The sequence below is a fragment of the Providencia sp. genome (assembly GCF_003533305.1).
In the GTDB taxonomy this organism is placed as follows: Bacteria; Pseudomonadota; Gammaproteobacteria; order Enterobacterales; family Enterobacteriaceae; genus Providencia.
This window is the reverse complement of sequence record NZ_DOEH01000030.1, coordinates 1-19,379: the sequence shown is the minus strand read 5'-3', so window position 1 is coordinate 19,379 and position 19,379 is coordinate 1. Positions and strand designations below refer to the sequence as shown.

The 19,379-nt window shown below is 40.0% G+C and carries 19 protein-coding genes and 3 pseudogenes; 13 read left to right on the top strand and 9 right to left on the bottom strand.

The annotated features are described in order from the left end of the window. Nucleotides 1-133: 133 nt before the first annotated feature. Nucleotides 134-496 carry a YibL family ribosome-associated protein gene (locus tag DD649_RS18115; RefSeq protein WP_294110257.1) on the bottom strand — a complete coding sequence of 121 codons (363 nt, stop codon included), beginning with the start codon at nt 494-496 and terminating at the stop codon, nt 134-136. A gap of 234 nt (nt 497-730) precedes the next feature. Between DD649_RS18115 and DD649_RS18110 the strand changes: the two are divergent. Both DD649_RS18110 and DD649_RS18105 read left to right on the top strand, forming a co-directional pair. Beyond that, nucleotides 731-1,549: pseudogene (locus DD649_RS18110) on the top strand (AraC family transcriptional regulator). Nucleotides 1,550-1,625: 76 nt separating this feature from the next. Continuing rightward, the gene (locus DD649_RS18105; protein WP_294110256.1) at nt 1,626-1,988 is read left to right on the top strand and encodes a cupin domain-containing protein; all 363 of its coding nucleotides are present in this window, start codon (nt 1,626-1,628) and stop codon (nt 1,986-1,988) included. A 206-nt stretch (nt 1,989-2,194) separates the two neighbouring features. Here the strand turns inward: DD649_RS18105 and DD649_RS18100 are convergent, their stop codons facing one another. Then, the gene (locus tag DD649_RS18100; RefSeq protein ID WP_294110254.1) at nt 2,195-3,220 is read right to left on the bottom strand and encodes an NAD(P)-dependent alcohol dehydrogenase; all 1,026 of its coding nucleotides are present in this window, start codon (nt 3,218-3,220) and stop codon (nt 2,195-2,197) included. Between the two features lie 104 nt (nt 3,221-3,324). Here DD649_RS18100 and DD649_RS18095 point away from each other — a divergent pair, with 104 nt between their 5' ends. Continuing rightward, nucleotides 3,325-4,245 carry a LysR family transcriptional regulator gene (locus DD649_RS18095; protein WP_294110252.1) on the top strand — a complete coding sequence of 307 codons (921 nt, stop codon included), beginning with the start codon at nt 3,325-3,327 and terminating at the stop codon, nt 4,243-4,245. Between the two features lie 260 nt (nt 4,246-4,505). Here DD649_RS18095 and DD649_RS18090 read toward each other — a convergent pair. The 6 genes and pseudogenes from DD649_RS18090 to yajD form a co-directional block, all read right to left on the bottom strand. Next, nucleotides 4,506-5,273, bottom strand: a pseudogene (locus DD649_RS18090) (class I SAM-dependent methyltransferase); the annotation flags it as partial. A gap of 58 nt (nt 5,274-5,331) precedes the next feature. Beyond that, the gene (locus DD649_RS18085) at nt 5,332-5,883 is read right to left on the bottom strand and encodes an N-acetyltransferase (RefSeq protein ID WP_294110247.1); all 552 of its coding nucleotides are present in this window, start codon (nt 5,881-5,883) and stop codon (nt 5,332-5,334) included. Between the two features lie 10 nt (nt 5,884-5,893). Next, on the bottom strand, nt 5,894-6,151 hold the full coding sequence (locus DD649_RS18080; protein ID WP_294110245.1) for a YjhX family toxin: 258 nt from the start codon (nt 6,149-6,151) through the stop codon (nt 5,894-5,896). Nucleotides 6,152-6,564: 413 nt separating this feature from the next. Beyond that, nucleotides 6,565-7,596 carry a methionine synthase gene (locus tag DD649_RS18075; RefSeq protein ID WP_294110359.1) on the bottom strand — a complete coding sequence of 344 codons (1,032 nt, stop codon included), beginning with the start codon at nt 7,594-7,596 and terminating at the stop codon, nt 6,565-6,567. 27 nt (nt 7,597-7,623) lie between these two features. Beyond that, entirely contained in the window at nt 7,624-8,601 is a 978-nt protein-coding gene (locus DD649_RS18070) for a DUF1852 domain-containing protein (protein WP_336431023.1), read from the bottom strand. Between the two features lie 436 nt (nt 8,602-9,037). Next, a complete protein-coding gene (gene yajD / locus DD649_RS18065) occupies nt 9,038-9,385 on the bottom strand; it encodes an HNH nuclease YajD (RefSeq protein ID WP_294110242.1) in 348 nt (115 codons plus the stop codon). 1,214 nt (nt 9,386-10,599) lie between these two features. On the opposite strand from yajD, the gene DD649_RS18060 reads away from it, so the two are divergent. From DD649_RS18060 to DD649_RS18025, 8 genes are all read left to right on the top strand, one after another. Then, nucleotides 10,600-10,878, top strand: coding sequence for a helix-turn-helix transcriptional regulator (locus tag DD649_RS18060; RefSeq protein WP_336431022.1), 279 nt, complete (start codon nt 10,600-10,602; stop codon nt 10,876-10,878). 139 nt (nt 10,879-11,017) lie between these two features. Continuing rightward, nucleotides 11,018-11,566: a type 1 fimbrial major subunit FimA gene (fimA, locus tag DD649_RS18055; RefSeq protein WP_294110239.1), complete on the top strand. Its 549-nt coding sequence runs from the start codon at nt 11,018-11,020 to the stop codon at nt 11,564-11,566. Between the two features lie 78 nt (nt 11,567-11,644). Next, complete coding sequence (locus DD649_RS18050; RefSeq protein ID WP_294110237.1) at nt 11,645-12,181, top strand: fimbrial protein; 537 nt, start codon at nt 11,645-11,647, stop codon at nt 12,179-12,181. 63 nt (nt 12,182-12,244) lie between these two features. Next, on the top strand, nt 12,245-12,943 hold the full coding sequence (locus tag DD649_RS18045; RefSeq protein ID WP_294110235.1) for a fimbria/pilus periplasmic chaperone: 699 nt from the start codon (nt 12,245-12,247) through the stop codon (nt 12,941-12,943). 90 nt (nt 12,944-13,033) lie between these two features. Continuing rightward, the gene (locus tag DD649_RS18040) at nt 13,034-15,670 is read left to right on the top strand and encodes a fimbrial biogenesis usher protein (protein ID WP_294110233.1); all 2,637 of its coding nucleotides are present in this window, start codon (nt 13,034-13,036) and stop codon (nt 15,668-15,670) included. 40 nt (nt 15,671-15,710) lie between these two features. Then, the gene (locus DD649_RS18035; RefSeq protein ID WP_294110357.1) at nt 15,711-16,217 is read left to right on the top strand and encodes a fimbrial protein; all 507 of its coding nucleotides are present in this window, start codon (nt 15,711-15,713) and stop codon (nt 16,215-16,217) included. Between the two features lie 39 nt (nt 16,218-16,256). Then, nucleotides 16,257-16,742, top strand: coding sequence for a fimbrial protein (locus tag DD649_RS18030; protein WP_336431030.1), 486 nt, complete (start codon nt 16,257-16,259; stop codon nt 16,740-16,742). Between the two features lie 8 nt (nt 16,743-16,750). After that, nucleotides 16,751-17,692: a fimbrial protein gene (locus DD649_RS18025; protein WP_294110230.1), complete on the top strand. Its 942-nt coding sequence runs from the start codon at nt 16,751-16,753 to the stop codon at nt 17,690-17,692. Nucleotides 17,693-17,756: 64 nt separating this feature from the next. Here the strand turns inward: DD649_RS18025 and DD649_RS18020 are convergent. Beyond that, nucleotides 17,757-17,867, bottom strand: a pseudogene (locus DD649_RS18020) (MerR family DNA-binding transcriptional regulator); the annotation flags it as partial. Nucleotides 17,868-18,146: 279 nt separating this feature from the next. Here DD649_RS18020 and DD649_RS18015 point away from each other — a divergent pair. Both DD649_RS18015 and DD649_RS18010 read left to right on the top strand, forming a co-directional pair. Beyond that, complete coding sequence (locus tag DD649_RS18015; RefSeq protein WP_294110353.1) at nt 18,147-18,629, top strand: cold shock domain-containing protein; 483 nt, start codon at nt 18,147-18,149, stop codon at nt 18,627-18,629. Between the two features lie 169 nt (nt 18,630-18,798). Beyond that, a complete protein-coding gene (locus tag DD649_RS18010; protein WP_294110228.1) occupies nt 18,799-19,338 on the top strand; it encodes a DUF2058 domain-containing protein in 540 nt (179 codons plus the stop codon). Nucleotides 19,339-19,379 lie beyond the last annotated feature (41 nt).

Sequence of the window (19,379 nt, the reverse complement as noted above, 5' to 3'; positions counted from 1 at the left end):
CTTATAGCCATAAGCGGACGTAGTAAATATTGGAAGCTAATTACTTACTAACGGTTCATAACAACGAAAAATGTATTAAGAACCTTTTAGTATTAGTGGGTCATGACAGGTTTTAGTTGGATTAGTTTTCTAATTAGAAATCCGTCTTAGAAAAACCAGTCATTTCATCCAGTTCCATTTCGCGGCCTAATGCCGTCATTGGATGGACAATTATCAGGCCTCGCATGGTTTTTTTTAGCTTGCCAAGATCCGCTTGCTCTTTCTTAGTGATAGCGCGTTTGAATGGCATATCCACTAACTTCTGGGCTTCTTTGCTTAGTTTCTTGTTACGTACGGCCTTCAGGCGAACGATTTCAGTTTCCAGAGTTGCTTTTTCTTTCTCAAGCTCTGCATATTTTTCTACTTCGTTCGCCAGCTGCATACTTGCCATCTGGTGACGAATAAGGTCTAAGCGATCGCTAAGAAGTTTAATTTGTGTTTTTTCGATTTCTTTCATTATTAATTAACCGTGAATAAATTTCTTGTCGGCAAGTATACACCATTCTATGTAAGAGGGCGAAAGGGGATACGAGTTGGTACCTACAAAAATACCGGTTGCTCTTTCACGTTGTCGAAATTACTGTGCTGTTAACGACATGTACAAAATTTTGTAAGCTTAGTATGGTAAGAAGTCGCGCTTCTTTGTACTTTTCACACGGTATCTTAATAACGTTACCTTAGGATGTCAGAAATGGACAGACAGAAATCCCCAAATGACTGGATAAAAATTGCTCCGCCATCTGGAAAAATTGAACGTATTGAAGCATATTTCAGCGGTCATGGTTATGAACCTCATCGCCATGACACTTACGCTATCGGCAGGACATAATCAGGGGTACAAAGTTTTAATTATCGCGGCAGTAAACGACATAGTTTACCCGGTAACATTATGGTTTTACACCCTGATGAAATTCACGATGGCGAAGCAGGTACGCAGGATGGGTTCCAATATCGTATGATTTATCTAGAGCCTGCATTAATTCAGAAAATACTGGGTGGTAGACCTTTACCTTTTATCGTCGGTGGGATTACAACGGATCCACGGCTTTTTGCTGCTACAGAACCTTTATTAACAGCGGTAGAGAATTCTTTCGAAATACTGGAGGAGGAGGATGCGCTTTATGATTTCGCCCAAACTCTCGCGACTGTTGGAGGTCAGAATTTTCACCGACGGACATTTGATTATAAGGCGGCAGAAATAGCGCGCCAATATATAGACTCCGCATTTAGTCAGAATATCACGCTAGATGAGTTATCGCTGATCAGTGGCAGAGATCGCTGGAGCTTAAGCCGCGATTTTCGTGCACTTTTCGGAGCTAGTCCTTATCGATACGTCACCATGCGCCGCTTAGAATACAGCAGACGCCTTATGGGCATGGGCTTATCTCTTTCAAACGTAGCTGTTGAATCCGGATTTTCAGATCAAAGCCATATGACACGACAATTTATCAAAACATTAGGCATTTCACCGGGGCGGTGGCTAAAAATCATTAATAAAGGTAGTACCTAAGTTGCACAATCGTTCAAGACTGCTCTAGTTTTCATGCTCTATTATTGTGCTCTCATTGACATTGTGGAGAGTAACCATGTATTGCCCTATCAATCTGAAAGATAAATTTTCTCAGTTTAATGAACACTGGCAGCCGAAAGTCATCATGGAGATGAATGACTACCAATTTAAAATTGTTAAAATACAAGGCGATTTCGTCTGGCACTCGCATTCAGAAACCGATGAAGCATTTATAGTTATTGATGGCGTTTTACGTATCGATTTTCGGGATGGACATGTGCTAGTTAAGTCAGGGGAAATATACGTGGTTTCTAAAGGTATCGAGCACAAGACTTCTGCTGAGTTGGAAGTCAAATTAATGATGATAGAGCCTCGAGGAGTATTGAATACTGGGGATGAAGGCGGGGAGCGTACAGCAAAGAACGATGTTTGGCTCTAATCAATTAATATTATCTCGACAAAACCAGAAACAAAATTCTGGTTTTGTGTTTTAAATTTTTATTTAATTATTCAATAAGAATCTACATTATCCCGAACTATTGATAATCAATCTTATGATTTTAGAACCGCTATTTGCTAAAATCAGTCTCTTGAGTTCTGCGTATGGACTGTTCACCTCTACAGATATTATTTTGATATTAGATATTAGCTTACGTTGATAACAATTTTTCCAAATGCTCCCTTTTCGAGCAGCTCCAGTGCCTCTGGCAGTTGGTCAAAACGGAATGATTTATCGATTACGGGTTTTAGTTTTACGGAGTCAACTGCCCGGACCAAATCTTCAAGCGCTCGGCGATGACCTACACCAATCCCTTGAATAGTTGGCGATTTTAGTAGCAATAACATCCCTGATGCTGAAGTATCATGTGTGTCCATCATGCCAATCAGAGAGATTCGGCCATGGGAAGCCACCGCGCGGACAGAATCTGCAAAGTTTCTACCACCTACAGTATCAACAACATGGTCGATTCCTCGCTCGTCCGTCAGGCGGTAAATGGCTTCGACCCAGTTTTCTTTGTTACGGTTAATACCGTGATCAGCGCCGAGCGCAGCTGCAGCTGCTAGCTTCTCATCGCTCGATGAGGTGATAAATACTTCGGCTCCGACAGACTTGGCGATTTGAAGGGCAAAGAGAGCTACGCCGCCTGTTCCCTGAACTAGCACGGTTTCACCAGCACGTAGCCCACCACGTTCAATCAGTGCAAACCAAGCAGTCAGACCTGAACAGACCAGCGTGCTGGCTTCAGCATCGGTCAGCGTCTGCGGAGATTTAACCAACCACTCCTCATTCATCACAACATACTCAGCAAGCACGCCCTGAAATGCATAACCTACGGTGTTATAGTGCGGATTTTTGGCTGTGTTTTTCAGTTTCCCATCAATCCAATCTGCATTAAAAGATGAAATAACACGTTCTCCCGGGCTGAAACGGGTCGTTTTTGGCCCGACAGCGACAATGATACCGGCCATATCGGAACCGGGGGTGAAAGGCATTGGCATATTATTACCCATATGACCTTCAATAATGACTTTATCGCGAAAGTTGAGTGAAACGGCATTCACTCGAACTAGTACTTCATTTGAGCCAGGCTGTGGGATTTCGACTTCCGAAAGTTTCAGATTTTGACGCCCGATTTCGTTTAGTTCCCAGCGCTTCATTGTGTGTTTCATGGAAATTCCTGAGTAGTAATTGACTATGGACAGAATTCTATCATTGCCTGTCAGGTAACAATGGCGATACTATTTCCTCTTATTGATTCCATTTGGGTGACAATATGAAGGGTGAAATAAACAGCATTCCTGTTTTTGTGATAGCAGCTGAGTCCTCTAGTTTTTCTCAGGCTGCTGAAAAACTGTACGTCACACGCTCAGCGGTGGCGAAAACGATATCTCGTCTTGAGCAGAGGCTTGGTATAACTTTATTTAACCGCACCACCCGTAGCCAGAGCTTGACTGATGAAGGCTTGCTTTATTATGAATTTTGTCGCCGGGCATTGAATGAAATAAAAATGGCAGAAGATATTTTAGAAGGTGGCAAGCTTCAGGTCAGCGGAAAATTGAGAGTGTCTGTTCCGGTTCTACTCGGGCACCTATGTATTTCACCATTACTGTCGGCGTTGGCAAAAGAACACCCGAAGTTGGAACTAGAAATTTCATTCAGCGATCGTCAGGTCGATTTGTCTGAAGAAGGTTTTGATCTAGCCGTCAGGATCGGTGCGTTACCTGACAGCAGTAGCTTAATAGCCAAAAATCTAACTTCCCACTCTATGATTTTCTGTGCTTCTCCTGATTATTTTCGGCAAGCTGGTGAGCCTATTTCACTAGCAGAACTGGAGCAGCATGAGGCTATTGCTTATATCCACTCAGGGCGTATTTTGAAGTGGCAAGTTAAAAATGAAAGGGGGGAAATTTCAGAAATTAATCCACCCGCCAGACTTATGATGGATGATATGCAGGCGATAAAAGACGCTGCGATAATGGGCGGTGGAATTGCTTGGTTGCCTTACTGGCTTGTCCGCGAGCAACTCGCCAGCGGCAGCTTAAAAGAGATATTAAAAGAATACTCTTCGGCAAGCTGGCCTATATATGCTGTATGGCTGCGCACCCCCCGTCTTCCACTGAAAGTTAGGTTTGCTATCGATAAACTAGTCAGTGAATTACCAGGTATGATGGACGTAATTGAAGCGCAGATATAATATCTGCAATTTGTTCAACGTGGGCTGTTAGATATGATAGTGCTCAGCTCCAGAAAGTTATCAGTTCAAGCCTGATCGGTATACTGGTTTACTCTTTCATATTGGCTAATATTTCTTTGCTCTTTTTTTGCTCAAAAACTAATCTGGGGGCACTGATGTTTATTCAATTTTTAAATTCATTTAATATCAATGCTATTTCTCATTACATGCGACTCCAGTGATCCCCAGTATCTCCTGTTGGTAATACTGGGAATATGATGTTATCTCGCGATGAGCGCAAATACGCCCCAGCCAAAGTATTCTCGCGTGTAAGTGACATGGCGTTTTGGCGCAACTGTTAACTCAGTCCTAATCTCTTTTGCAAAGTCATCGTTAGGATTGATCTTGAGCCAGCGATGCATTGTCATCCATTTCGCAGCTTCGTATCTATCCCAGCCTTCTTGATCCGCCAGTACCATTTCCACTACATCGTAGCCGAGTTTGTCGAAAGTGCTGATAAGTTCAGGAAGTGAGAGAAAATCGGTTAGTGAGGTGGCTCCGCAGGCTTTGGCTATCTCTTCTGTAGCGGGTAACTGACGCCAGTATGGTTCGCCGATGAGTATGATACCGCCTGGTTTGAGACTCTTTGCCAGAAGCTCGATAGTGCCGGAAAAACCGCCGGCAATCCAGGTCGCACCAACACAGGCGGCTACATCACATTTTTCTTGCGCAATATATCCGGTGGCGTCGTTATGGAAAAAATGAACTCGATTGCTGACACCTAGCTCTTCAGCGCGTAGTTTTGCCTGCTCGCTAAATAGCTGGCTCATATCGATGCCGATACCCGTGATGGCGTAATCGCGGGCCCAAGTGCAAAGCATCTCACCAGAGCCGCTGCCGAGATCGAGAATACGAGTATCTGGTTTCATACATAATACATGACCAAGCGTGGCATACTTTTCTGACGTGAATGGGTTATGAATGCGATGTTCGCTTTCACTGATAGTAAAAATACGTGGGATATCCAATGTTGAATTCCTTTTATTGATATTGTGAATTATTTTCCTGACCTGTGTGACTCTCAGGTCAGGAAAGAATATCAGGCCATTATTCGCGCCAGTGCTCTGGTTTCATCAGGGTTTGTGCACACTGAATGCGGCCAGTTCGACCCAATGGCTGAGCCGAAAGAGATTGCAGCATCCAGCAGGATTGATATTGCTCTGGGATAGGGTACGGTGCAGGATAGCCTTTCCCTTCGGCATAGGGTTCAAATCCATGGCGTGGGTAATAAGTTGCATGGCCAAGAACAAAGACCATCTGACACTCCATTGCTTTGAGGTGTTTAATACTGTGACGAATAAGCAACCCACCAACCCCCATTCCTTGGTATTCCGGTATCACCGCTAGCGGGGCAAGGATATGCATCAATGGAGTGTCGATTTCTCCGTTTAGTGTTGCGCGGGTGAATAAAATATGCCCAATCGCTTTTCCTTGGTGCCTAGCTAACAGTGATAGCATAGGGTGTGCCGTTTCATCGCCAAGCAAATCCGCAACGAGATCGGCCTCTTTGCTAAATCTAAATGCGTTAGTTTCAACCTCGCGGATGTCATTGATGTCACGCTCAGTGGTAATGTGAATAGTGAAATTGTACGGCGTCATAACTCTCTCCTTAGCGATTATCGAGTTGAGCACGAACGTTATTCAGCCCAGTGGTATTGATACGATAGGGCTGACCGTTAACGGACTTGATCAGTTTTTTTGTTTTGAGTTTTTTGAAAATGGCGAGTGTGCAATCGGTGAGCAACAGCCCTTCGCGGCTGTAGCATTCAACGGAGGTGACGCGGCCTGATATGTTGCGGACGTGCGTAATACGTCCACCTTTGGCGAGAACGTGTAAGGTACGTTGTTCCTGACGGGATAAATTCATACTGAAAAACCTGTTTAATCATCATGTGCAAAACTTGCAAACACATAGCAGTGTCCGCATTCGATTTCGGCGCATTGATAACCAGTTCGGCCTAAAAAAGGTCGTTAAGCTGATTATCGGATGATTACATTCTCCAGCATCAAAGCCTCGGGTTGAGTTGAAAGGTATTTATAGGGCGAATAATAACACTTAGTTTTTAAAGGGGTATAGGTAAAGCAGAAAAGTGTGATCTGTTACAGTAAATGCTATCTAGAAAAATTGAAATGCTTAACCAATTAGAATCTTGTGGAGAGGTTAAATTGAAAGAGGCAGGGAGCCAGTAAGATGGTTACTAGGGTTGACGTTTATTAGACATTCAACCCTGTAATATGAACCCTGTTATCTATCAACTGAAACTAAGATAGTGGGTGAAGTTATTTAGCTGAGAGTTCCCTGCGGATGATCTCTGCGCCTGCACTTAAGGCATTGAGTTTGCCTCTGGCAACCTGACGAGATAATGGCGCCATGCCACAGTTAGTCGAAGGATAGAGCTTATCAGCATCGACAAATTGAAGTGCTTTACGCAGTGTATTGGCGACTTCCTCTGGTGTTTCAATGGTATTGCTCGCCACGTCAATGGCGCCTACCATGACTTTTTTGCCGCGGATTAATTCAATTAAATCCATTGGAACATGCGAATTGTGACATTCCAGCGAGATGATATCGATATTAGAGGTTTGCAGTTTAGGAAACGCTTCTTCATATTGTCTCCACTCTGATCCTAGCGTTTTTTTCCAATCTGTATTGGCCTTGATGCCATATCCATAGCAGATATGTACCGCAGTTTCACATTTAAGCCCTTCAATTGCTCTTTCTAAAGCGGCTATGCCCCAATCATTCACTTCATCAAAAAAAACATTAAAAGCAGGTTCATCAAATTGGATGATATCAACGCCCGCAGCTTCTAATTCTTTTGCTTCTTGATTGAGGATTTTTGCGAATTCCCACGCGAGCTTTTCACGGCTCTTATAATGGTTATCATAGAGCGTATCTATCATAGTCATGGGACCAGGTAGCGCCCATTTTATAGGTTTGTTAGTTAATTGACGTAAAAACTTGGCATCTTCGACAAAAACAGGTTTTTGACGAGCGACAGCACCAACAACAGTCGGTACACTTGCATCATAGCGATCACGAATTTTGACGACTTGGCGTTTCTCAAAATCAACACCGCTGAGATGTTCAATAAATGTGGTGACAAAGTGCTGGCGCGTTTGTTCACCATCACTGACAATATCAATACCTGCTCGTAGTTGATCGTCTAGTGATAAACGAAGGGCATCTTGTTTTCCTTCGATTAATTCTTCATTCTGTAATTTCCATGGGGACCAAAGTGTCTCAGGTTGCGCAAGCCAAGAAGGTTTCGGCAAACTGCCCGCAGTGGAAGTTGGTAGTAATATTTTCATAGTCGATGACCTTTTATTTTCGGTTAATCAAAGAGTGCAGTTAGCAGACCATTGTTCAAGAATATTCTTGTAGGGTTTAATGAAGTGTTCTTCAGTAAATTTCCCTTGCTCAATAGCCAACTGGCTACGTTCTTCTCGGTCATAAACAATTTTTGTTAATGAATAATCCTGCTGATTCAGGCTTGGCTGATAACATTGTCCTGCGGCAGAGTTAGCATTGTAGATCTCAGGTCGGTAAATCTTTTGGAAAGTCTCCATCGTGCTGATGGTACTGATAAGCTCAATATTGGTGTAATCACTGAGTAAATCACCCGTAAAATAAAAAGCTAAAGGCGCAACACTATTTTGGGGCATAAAATAACGAACCTGTAGACCCATCTTTTTGAAGTATTTTTCAGTCAAGGAAGCCCCATTTTGCTGGTATTCTATACCTAATACAGGATGCTGATTCCCCGTGCGATGGTAGGTGTCTTTATTTGAGACACTTAGGCATATTACAGGTGATTTTTTGAAATTTTCTTTGTACTCACTTGAATTAATGAAGTATTTAAAGATGTTTCCATGTAAGCCGCCAAAGTTATCTGGAATGCTAAATTCAGATTGGTTTTTATTATGTTCTAACAGCAATACACTAAAGTCATAATCTCGCACGTAAGAAGAGAAGTTATTCCCGACAATGCCTTCAATACGTTCATGGGTCTTTGTATCAATAATATTCGTTTTTAATATTTCAATGACGGGGAAGATATTGCTATTGTCTGCAATATTCATTTCAACAGAAATAATTTCAAGTTCGACAGAATAACGGTCGCCTTTAGGGTTATCCCAAGTCGCTAATGAATTGAATCGATTATTAATCATTCCCAAAGTGTTGCGTAAATTCTCTTGACGATTTTTTCCTCTGGCTAAATTAGCAAAGTTGGTTGTGATCCGCGTATTTTCAGAGGGGTTATAATTTTCATCGAAAAGACTGCTCTTAATCGTAAATGTAAAGTCATTGTTCATGGTGATCTCGCATCCTAAGTGCTGATATGAAAACTGAATTTATTTATTAGTTTGTGAGAAGTAACAAGCTTTCTCATTTGTCAGTCTTCATGTTGCCAATAAGTTAATATTATCTATTTTATGCCAGAGCGAGTGGATGAGTGAAAGCGACTTAATTTCATTGCAACATGAGCCATATTCATGATCTGGGGTGGGGGCTAGTTGCAGAAGTTATTGGTTCATAAGATTTGCCATTAGCTTATTACTTACATCGACTCAAAAAGTAAATAGGGATGGTTGATAGCGTATTGATATTAATCTAAAAATAATAAAGGAACGAACTTTAATAGCTGTTTTAAAAGGCTGATAGAAAAAGGCAAGCAAGTGATAATGTGTGATTGTCATTTTTACGAAATTCTGAAAATCAGTTTCTTGCCTAGGGGCATTGTTGTTGAAATTATTTCTTCTTATTAAGCATTGACTGTAAATCGGCAAAGGGATTATAGGTGGCAACGCCAACATCTTTTTGAGCATCTTCCCCAGCGACAACATTTGTACCGTATAAGTCGGCTTCAGTGTATTTTGAGTGCTCGTGGTCATGGCAAAATAGGCACAACAACTCCCAATTACTGCCATCCTCAGGGTTATTCGTATGGTCGTGATCGATATGGTGAACGGTTAATTCACGTAGATTTGAATAAACAAATTCTCGTGTGCAGCGTCCACATACCCACGGATAAATTTTTAATGCTTTTTCTCGGTAGCCACTTTCCAGTCGCGCGTAGTTTTTTGGGATCAGAGCCATTGCCAATGTTACCTGTTAACAAGAGATAATTTCATGAGAGTGTTTCCAATATACCCCATAATGGAATAGAAGGTAAAATGTAAGAGGAAACTGTAAATCTCACAAAACGCAAATTTGTGTTCTATGATTTAGAACTTTCTATAAATGACGTGTAATCGATATGATTATCACTCTATTATTATTTACTCATATTTCGCTATTAAAAAAAGGAAAAATTCTCTTCTTCTCCAGGTTTGTCAATGCTTCTCATTAATAAATAACAATATTTCTCTGAATGATGGTTTGATACTTGAAATGGAAGCGTTTGATATCTCGAAGGGCTGGCTCATAGGCTGAGAAAATCTATGTTAAGTGTGTTTATAAAAACCATGATCTTTATATCGAAATTAGTAAGATTTAATTCATGAATATTGATAGGGATACGTTTTGAGGTATGTATAACGATATTTAATATATCGGAAGGGTTAGCTGTATGCGAACTATATGAATGTTGAGGAAACCTATTGAATTTCATTTTTAGTAAAAATATTCAATAATATTGACGATTTGTCTTTTTAGGACTATCTAAATAAGATTTTTTTTTAATAGAAGGTGTTTAAAGTTTTATAAGAACTATTCATTATTCTGTTTGATGAACTTTAGGTTATTAACAAGGCCTGTTGCACTATGAAAATCGCTTTTATTCATTATAGCAATAATGACTAGTATCTTACATTGATAATTTCCCTGCTTAGTATTTTTTTAATTTGATAGAATTTATTTTTTGGTTAAAGCATTCATTATGATATGGAAAATAGAGTGTTATTATTGGTGTTTTTTTTCTTCTATTTTTATTTCTATTTTTGGTTTTAATAATTACTCGTTTTTTGTTTTTGGTTTATTGTAAATTGTTGTTTCTAAATTACACGACTTACATGTAATTAATTTTACCATCTTATTTTCTTAAATATATTTTTTATTTTTAAATTAAAACTAACTTTAGTTAGTTATTTAATTAATAACGATATTTTATTACTCACATCTTGAGTTTGATCGACAATACCGATCAAATCAATATGTTACGATAGCTGCCGCCTATCAAAAGGTTTACTTTTGATCGGAAAAAACAATTTCCAACGCTAAGCATCATTCTATATCTTAATGTGAGTTAACAAATATTCTTTATATCAACAATACATAAAGTAAGTCGGCTAAAATGATTTGAGAGGTTTAGCATGCGAGAAAATGACCCTTTATTAACTAATATTGGTAAAATTTTAAAATCTTATCGTAGAAGAACTGGATTAACTGGATCTGAATTAGCCAAACGAATTAATGTTAGTCAACAACAAGTATCACGTTATGAAAATGGTATCAATAATATCACATTTGATAAGTTGATAATACTATTCAATGCTCTTGAAATGACTCGTTATGATATTGATATTTTTTTTGAAAAAGTAAAGTGTTTTGTTGATTCTGATGAATATAAAAATCTAAATAGTAACATCTGAACAGGTATTTAAATTTAATTGAATTACGGATTTGTAATTTAATTAAATTCGATCATTTTAATTATGGTGTTATTAACGTTGTATTTAATCCTCTTATATTTTCAATTTTTTTTGTAATAAATAAACATAAGGAAGTTTTATGAAAGTTAAATCATTAGCGCTTGTTGTTGTTTCAGCTTTGTCTTTAAGTTCAGTTGCTGTTTTTGCTGCAACCACAACAGTTAATGGCGGTACTGTACATTTTAAAGGTGAGTTAGTAAACGCCGCGTGTGCTGTTGATGCTGGCTCTGTTGAGCAAACAGTGCGCTTAGGTCAAGTGCGTACTGCTAAATTGGCAAAATCAGGCGATACCAGCGGTTCTGTAGGTTTTAATATCCAACTTAATGATTGTGATACGACTGTTGCAACATCGGCAAAAGTTGCGTTTACCGGTGTATCCGCTAATGCAGCGAACCCAACTGTTTTATCTGTAGCTTCTTCTGTTTCAGGTTCAGCAACTAATGTCGGTATTCAAATCTTAGATAGTAAAAGTGCTCCATTAGGCCTTGATGGGGCAACATTTGGTAGTGCGATTACTCTGAATGATGGCGCTAACGTTCTACCATTCCAAGCTCGTTACTATGCGCTCGGTGCTACCACTGCGGGTATTGCTAATGCAGATGCAACATTTGCGGTTCAATACGAATAATGACTGAGTAGTGTTAAGGACATCGAGTTCGATAAACCATGGACGGTTTTTTATAAATGAAACTAAAAGGTAAAGGTCATGAGAGGGCTGGTGCTGGGTTTACTGGTTTTGTTTTCTTCATTTCTTCAGGCTGGAAATCAGTGGAAAGTTCAACTTCCCGGTGGGGGAATGCGCTTTCAAGGGGAATTGATTGCTGAAGGTTGTAGTGTCGAAACTTCAGACCAGAATTTAACCGTTAATATGGGGCAACTGAGAACCAATATGCTGAGTGCGCCCGGTCAAGATTCGGCTCCCATTACCTTTGATATTCACCTTCGAGAATGTAGTCGTGCTGTTAGTGAATATATAGCTATTACTTTTTCTGGGGTCGCTAATGATAGGAACCCAGATATTTTTTCTATCGGTGATGAACCCGATGCCGCGAAAGGGGTGGGATTAGTTATCTTTGACTCAAAAAATACGTTAATTCCCATCAATAGTGCACCACAAAAAATAGCGCGGATTAGTGATGGTGATATGACTTTACACTTTGTCGCTAAATATCGTGCAACTAGTTATCAAATTTCAGGTGGAAGGGCTGATGCGCAAGCATTGTTCTCGCTAACTTATGAATAAATATATCGAAAAGATAGTAATGCATATTTTTAATTTTTTAGTACCAGAAGGGCAGATGTAAACATGAAAACAGGAATAAATCGTAAGCTCATTACTGCTTTATTAATATTACTCTGTTCAAGTATATCAACTCAGGTATATGCAGGGATTGCGTTAGGTGCAACTCGTGTTATTTATCCTGCAGATCAAAAACAGGTTCAACTTGCTGTTACAAATAATGATGAAAAAAGTGTTTTTCTTATTCAGTCATGGGTGGAAAATATTAACGGCGAAAAAGATAGTCAGTTTGCTATTACGCCACCATTATTCTCAATGAAAGGTAAAAAGGAAAACACCTTACGTATTATCGATGCGACTAATAACCAGCTACCGAAAGATAGAGAAAGTCTTTTTTGGTTAAATGTCAAAGCGATACCCGCTATGGATAAGGCCAAACTTAATGAGAATACCTTACAGTTAGCCATTATCAGTCGTATTAAATTATATTATCGTCCGACAGGCTTATCTATCGCACCTGATAAAGTTGCGGATGAATTACGTTTTAAGCGACAAACAAAATTACTCACTATTATCAATCCGACACCTTATTACGCCACAGTGACGGAGCTCAATGTGGGCTCAGTTAAATTGGAAAATACGCTTGTACCTCCATTCGGTGAAGCCTCTATCAATATACCTACAAATGCTAATGGTGAGATCAGCTACCAAACCATCAATGATTACGGCGCATTGACTCCGAAAATGACAGGAATAACTCAGTAACGACTCATTTTTTATTCCTAAGAAAGAACTAAACATCATTCTAAATCAAATATTTTACTGAGCGACTTCGTTGATCGGGCAGGAGGGAGCATGTCACATTTGGCATCTGAAGAAAGACAATTAATTTTGAAAAAGGGATCGTTTTTTGGATGCATATCAGAGCGTCGTTTTCTCTTAATTCCATTGACACTTCTTATTAGTACCTGCCTGTATCCTTCATGGGTAGAAGCAGAGTTGTATTTTAATCCACGTTTTTTGGCTGATGACCCTTCTGCTGTTGCTGATTTATCTATTTTTGAAAAAGGGCAAGAAATACCTGAAGGTACTTATCGTGTGGATGTTTATCTCAATGATGGCTATCTATTTACACGTGATGTGCGCTTTATTTTTGATAAAAATAATAATGAATTATCGCCATGTTTAACTCAAGGTGAGCTGGCAAAAATGGGTATTAATACTCTAGCTATCTCTGAGATAAATGCACCACCAAAAGAGACATGTGAGTCTTTGGTCTCACTTATCACCGACTCAACGGTAAGATTTGATGTGGGATTACAGCGGTTAAATCTCACCGTACCTCAAGTATTTATGAAAGATAGAGCTCGAGATTTTATTCCTCCTGAACTATGGGACTCAGGCATTACAGCGGGGATCTTAAACTATAGCCTAACAGGAAATAACGCACGTAACTTAAATGGTAAAAATAGTAGTTATACCTATTTAAATTTACAAAGTGGGTTAAACCTTGGGCCATGGCGTTTGCGTGATAACTCGACATGGAGCCATAGTACAGGCAGTGCTAATAGTGAAACTCGTTGGGAACATATTAATACTTATCTTGAGCGTGGGATTAATGAATTTCGCTCGCGTTTAACCGCTGGTGATAGTTATACACCGAGTGACATATTCGATAGTTTTAATTTTCGCGGTATTCAATTAGCTTCTGACGATAATATGTTACCTGAAAGTCAAAGAGGGTTTGCACCGGTTGTGCGTGGTATTGCACGAGGTACGGCTGATGTTTCAATTAAACAAAATGGCTATGAAATTTACCGTAATACTTATCCTCCTGGGCCTTTTGTTATTAATGACTTATATGCGGCAGGTAATAGTGGTGATTTACAAGTAACGATAACGGAAGCCGACGGTTCAATACAAAGCTTCACTGTTCCTTATTCTTCAGTGCCGTTATTACAAAGAGAAGGCCATACGCAATATGCGGTAACTGTGGGTAACTATCGTTCAGGGAATGGACAGCAGGAGAAACCAAATTTTTTGCAGAGTACATTAATGCATGGCTTATCATATGGTTGGACCTTGTATGGTGGAACACAATTGGCTAACCGTTATCAATCCTTTAATGCGGGTATTGGTAAAAATATTGGCGTACTCGGTGCATTATCAGTCGATATTACGCATGCAAACGCCAAACTACCCGATGATAGTAATCATGCAGGACAATCTATCCGATTTCTCTATAACAAGTCTTTGAATGAAACGGGCACAATCATTCAGCTAGCAGGTTATCGCTATTCAACCAAAGGCTATTATTCATTCTCCGATACGACTTATAAGCGAATGGATGGATATAACCTTGCAACTCAAGATGGCGTTATACAGGTAACGCCGAGATTTACTGATTATTATAATTTAGCTTATAACAAGCGTGAAAAAATCCAATTAAGCTTAACTCAGCAGCTAGGTGAACAATCAACTTTATATATGACGGGAAGTCATGAAACCTATTGGAATACTAGCCAATCTGATAAACAACTACAGGTTGGTATTAACACACTAATTAACGGTATTAGCTGGGGTTTAAGTTATAGCTTATCTAAAAACTCTTGGCAGGATGCAAATGATCAAATGTTGGCCTTGAATGTCAATATCCCATTCAGTCATTGGCTTCGTTCTGATAGTCAATCTATATGGCGTAATGCAAGTGCGAGCTACAACATATCCCACGATCTTAAAGGACGTATGACCAATACCGGAGGTTTGTATGGCACATTACTTGAAGATAATAACTTAAGTTATAGCGTGCAGACGGGTTATGCGGGTGGTGGGCAAGGAAAATCGTCAGCAACAGGATATACCGCTTTGAATTACCGTGGAGCATACGGTAATACTAACGTAGGTTATAGCTATACCGATAATGTTCGCCAAATATATTACGGCCTTAGTGGGGGTATTTTAGCTCATGGAAATGGCGTGACACTGAGCCAACCGATGAATGATACCGTTGTTTTGGTTAAAGCGCCGGGAGCGGGGCACACTAAAGTTGAGAACCAAACTGGGGTTGAGACGGATTGGCGCGGATATGCCGTTTTACCTTATGCCACTGATTACCGCGAAAATCGAATTGCCCTAAATACTAATACATTAGCAAACAATGTTGACCTTGAGGATCCTGTTGTAAGTGTGGTTCCTACTCGGGGAGCCGTTGTGCGCGCAAATTTCAACCCGAAAGTGGGTGTAAAAGTACTTATGACTCTCGTTAGAAACGGAAAGCCAATCCCTTTTGGCGCTATCGTTTCGTTAAGTGAAAACAGCGGCGGCAGCATTGTTGCTGATGAGGGGCAAGTTTACTTAACAGGATTACCACTTACCGGACAGCTAACAGCTCGCTGGGGGAATGGACCTGATGCTCAGTGTCAGATTAATTACACCCTGCCGGAGCAAAGCCAACAAGAAATGCTGAGTAAGTATCGTGCAGAATGCCGTTAAGGAGCGAATAGTGTCTGATAAATCAAGAAATTTCTCTGCCATGATGCTGACATTAATGCTGCTATCTAAAAGTGCATTTTCAGCAGATAGCACAATTAATATTAAAGGGAATGTTAAAGATAATACCTGTGCTGTTGCACCGGGGTCTCAAAATCAAGTGGTTGATTTACTAATTAATGCGACTAAACAGCTTCATTCCACAGGAGAAGTTACACCTATTGTTCCTTTCAGCATAGAGCTCACTCCTTGTGGAACGGCGGTTACTGCAGTCAAGGTTGGGTTTGTCGGTATTGCAGATACGAATAATAAGGCATTACTTGCATTAGAGTCTGGTAGTGCTAATGCCTCTGGAGCGGGTATCCAAATTTTAGATAGTGCTAGGACTCCCCTCGTACTGAATGCGGACAGTAACAATATCATTTGGACGCCACTCATTGCTGGACAAAACAATACACTTCGTTTTTATGCACGGTTAATGGCTTCTAAGCTTCCTGTTGTTGCAGGGCATATTCGTGCAACCGCAACTTTTACGCTCGAATTTCAGTAAGCAGAGGATGTCATGATTGATAATAAATGGAAGGTGATTATGGCGTTGATATTGGGGTTATTATCAACACAGATAACATCAACACATGCGGCAGATATCACGATAACCGTCAATGGCAGTGTTGTTGCCAAGCCTTGTACGGTCGCGACAACAACGACTAATGTAGATTTAGGGGATCTTTATACATTTAATTTAGTGACGCCAGGTTCTGGATCACAATGGCATCCTGTTTCATTAGATTTAGTGAATTGTCCTGTTGGAACTTCTGCGGTTACCGCGACTTTTAAAGGTTCGGCTGATACGACGGGGTATTATAAAAATCAGGGAAGTGCAGGGAATATTCAACTGCAATTACAAGATACTGCAGGTAATAACTTAAATAATGGCGCTCAGAAAAAACTTCCAGTCAGTGATTCTACATTATCGACAAATTTTCCTTTACAAGTAAGGGCACTGTCGGTCAAAGGTGGCGCTACACAGGGAACTATACAAGCGGTTATTGATGTCACCTATACTTATCAGTGAGTTAAGTTATGAATATAAAAAAAGTTATTAAATTATTTTCGGTTAACTTGTTTATTTATTTTGCTGGGACTTTTTCTGTCCATGCTTTTACTTGTTATGATTCGACGGGTAATACTTTGAACAGTGCTTCAGGGACAGGGGTAGCTAATGTTTATGTTAACCTTCAGCCTAGTGTGCAATCAGGACAAAACCTAGTTGTTGATTTGTCGCAGTCTGTCTTTTGTCGAAATGATAACCCTACAATCCGAAGAGACCTTGTTAGTATGATTAGAGGGTCCGCTTATGGAGGGGCTCTTTCAAAATTTACGGGTTCGTTAAGATACTATGGGTCAAGTTATTCGTTTCCTTTAGCTTCACCAACCCATCAGCAGAATTTTGCTTCTGGATCTTATGTACCATGGAATACTCAGCTTTATCTTACGCCTGTTTCTGCTGCTGGCGGTGTTGTAATAAATAGAGGAACTCTTTTTGCATCACTTGTTATGTATCAAGTCGGTTCAAATATAGTAGGTGGTGGGGACGTACATACAGCGACATTCACATGGAATTTATATGCGAATAATGATGTTGTTGTACCTATCGGTGGATGTGATGTTTCTTCACGTAATGTGGTTGTGACATTACCTGAATATCCTGGTAATGCGCAGTCGGTTCCCCTCTCTATTTATTGCGCATCAAATCAGAATATTTCTTATTATCTTACAGGTACGACAGATACGAGTAATTCGATATTTGCTAATACACTTTCAGGCACAAATACGGCAAAAGGCGTAGGGATTCAGTTAGTGCGTAATGGCAATGCCATCCTCGCTAACCAAAATGTGCAATTAGGTAGAGTGGGAACATCGGCTGTTAACTTAGGTTTGAGTGCGCGATATGCGCGTACGAAAGGACAAGTGACGGCCGGAAAAGTACAATCGGTGATTGGCGTCACTTTTATGTATGATTAGTCGATAAATAGATTGAACAGTAAGGGGTTGCAATACGATGAGAGGGTTGCAACCCCTTGCCTAAACCCGCATCGATTCTTGCTGTTGGAAGCAATAAGCCAATTTCTTCATAATGGTGAAGAGTACGAACGGTTAACCCTGTTTTTTCCGCAATCTCGCCGACTTGAAATAGCATATATCCCTCCGTCATGGCTAAGTAAGTTACAGCCTCTCGTTACGTGAGAGTCAATTATCATTTTGCATTATTTATCTTTTTATTGTACTCATTCACTCAGCAGTCTTGTTAATGCGTTGTCATGGCTAGTGGCAGCCTCTATTGCACTTTCACTTGTCATTCCCTCGCATCCCCAAAATTTATCATCTAGACTTAAACCAAAGACGTGGTCTGCACAGGCATTGTGCTTTATACTGCGTGCTGAAAAAACTGAGTAGACAAACAATTAAGTAGGCGGTAATAGCGATGAATGGAACGATCACAACGTGGTTTGAAGATAAAGGTTTTGGATTTATCAAAGATGAAAACGGCGATAACCGTTATTTTCATGTGATTAAGGTCGCTAATCCCGAGCTAATTAAAAAAGATGCAGCGGTGACTTTTGAACCCACTACAAATAACAAAGGCTTATCAGCTTTTGCTGTAAAAGTATTACCGGAAAGTAAATATATTTTTATTGCGGGCGAGCGTCTTAAACTTACCTCTATCAAGTCTTTTTTAGTTTATAACGAAGAAGTGCCAGCTGATACTCGTATTGACAAAGACAACGCGGTATTGTCTGTGGGTTTACTTATGAATAGCATTAGGCCAAAGGCAGCCACTGAACCCGGTGAAATGCGCACATTGAAAAAATTGGCGATTAATACTTTTCAGGATACGACATTAATTTTTTCTGAAGACGAAATAGATATAGATGCCACTGTAAAACTACTCAAAATTTAAAATATTGTGTCATTAGCAAACATCGCTGATTGAGAGCTGGCAGTGCCAGCCTCAGATAAACCCTCTTCAAATTTAACTCACTCAAAGTTATCAAGTTCTGTAACTTGGTACAGCCTCAATATTACAGGTATAATCCTACAAACTACTTTGAACGGGTTTGGGAACCAACATGACAAAACTCACCTTACAAGAGCAGATGCTAAAAGCTGGATTAGTGACCAGCAAAAAAATGGCGAAAGTCCAAAGAACCGCTAAAAAATCACGCGTTCAGGGTCGTGAGGCCAGAGAAGCTGTAGAAGAAAATAAGAAAGCACAACTTGAGCGTGATAAAGCGTTAAGCGAAAAACAAAAACAAGCCGCGTTATCTAAAGAGTATAAAGCTCAGGTAAAACAATTAATTGAAATGAATCGAATCGACATTTCAAAAGGCGATATTAATTTTAATTTCACTGACAATAATTTAATTAAAAAAGTCGTCGTGGATAAAATAACTCAATCTCAGCTAATAAGTGGACGCCTTGCGATTGCCCGCCTAGTCGCAGATAACGGCGAAGTAAGTGGATATGCAATTATCCCAGCAAGCGTAGCAGATAAAATCGCACAACGAGATGAGAGTAGCATTGTATTAAATAACGCATTGAGCCAAGAAGCGCAGGATGATGAGGATCCGTATGCGGAGTTTCAGGTGCCTGATGACCTTATGTGGTAATACTCGTCAAATACTCGTCATACTTCAAACGGCAGCGTTGT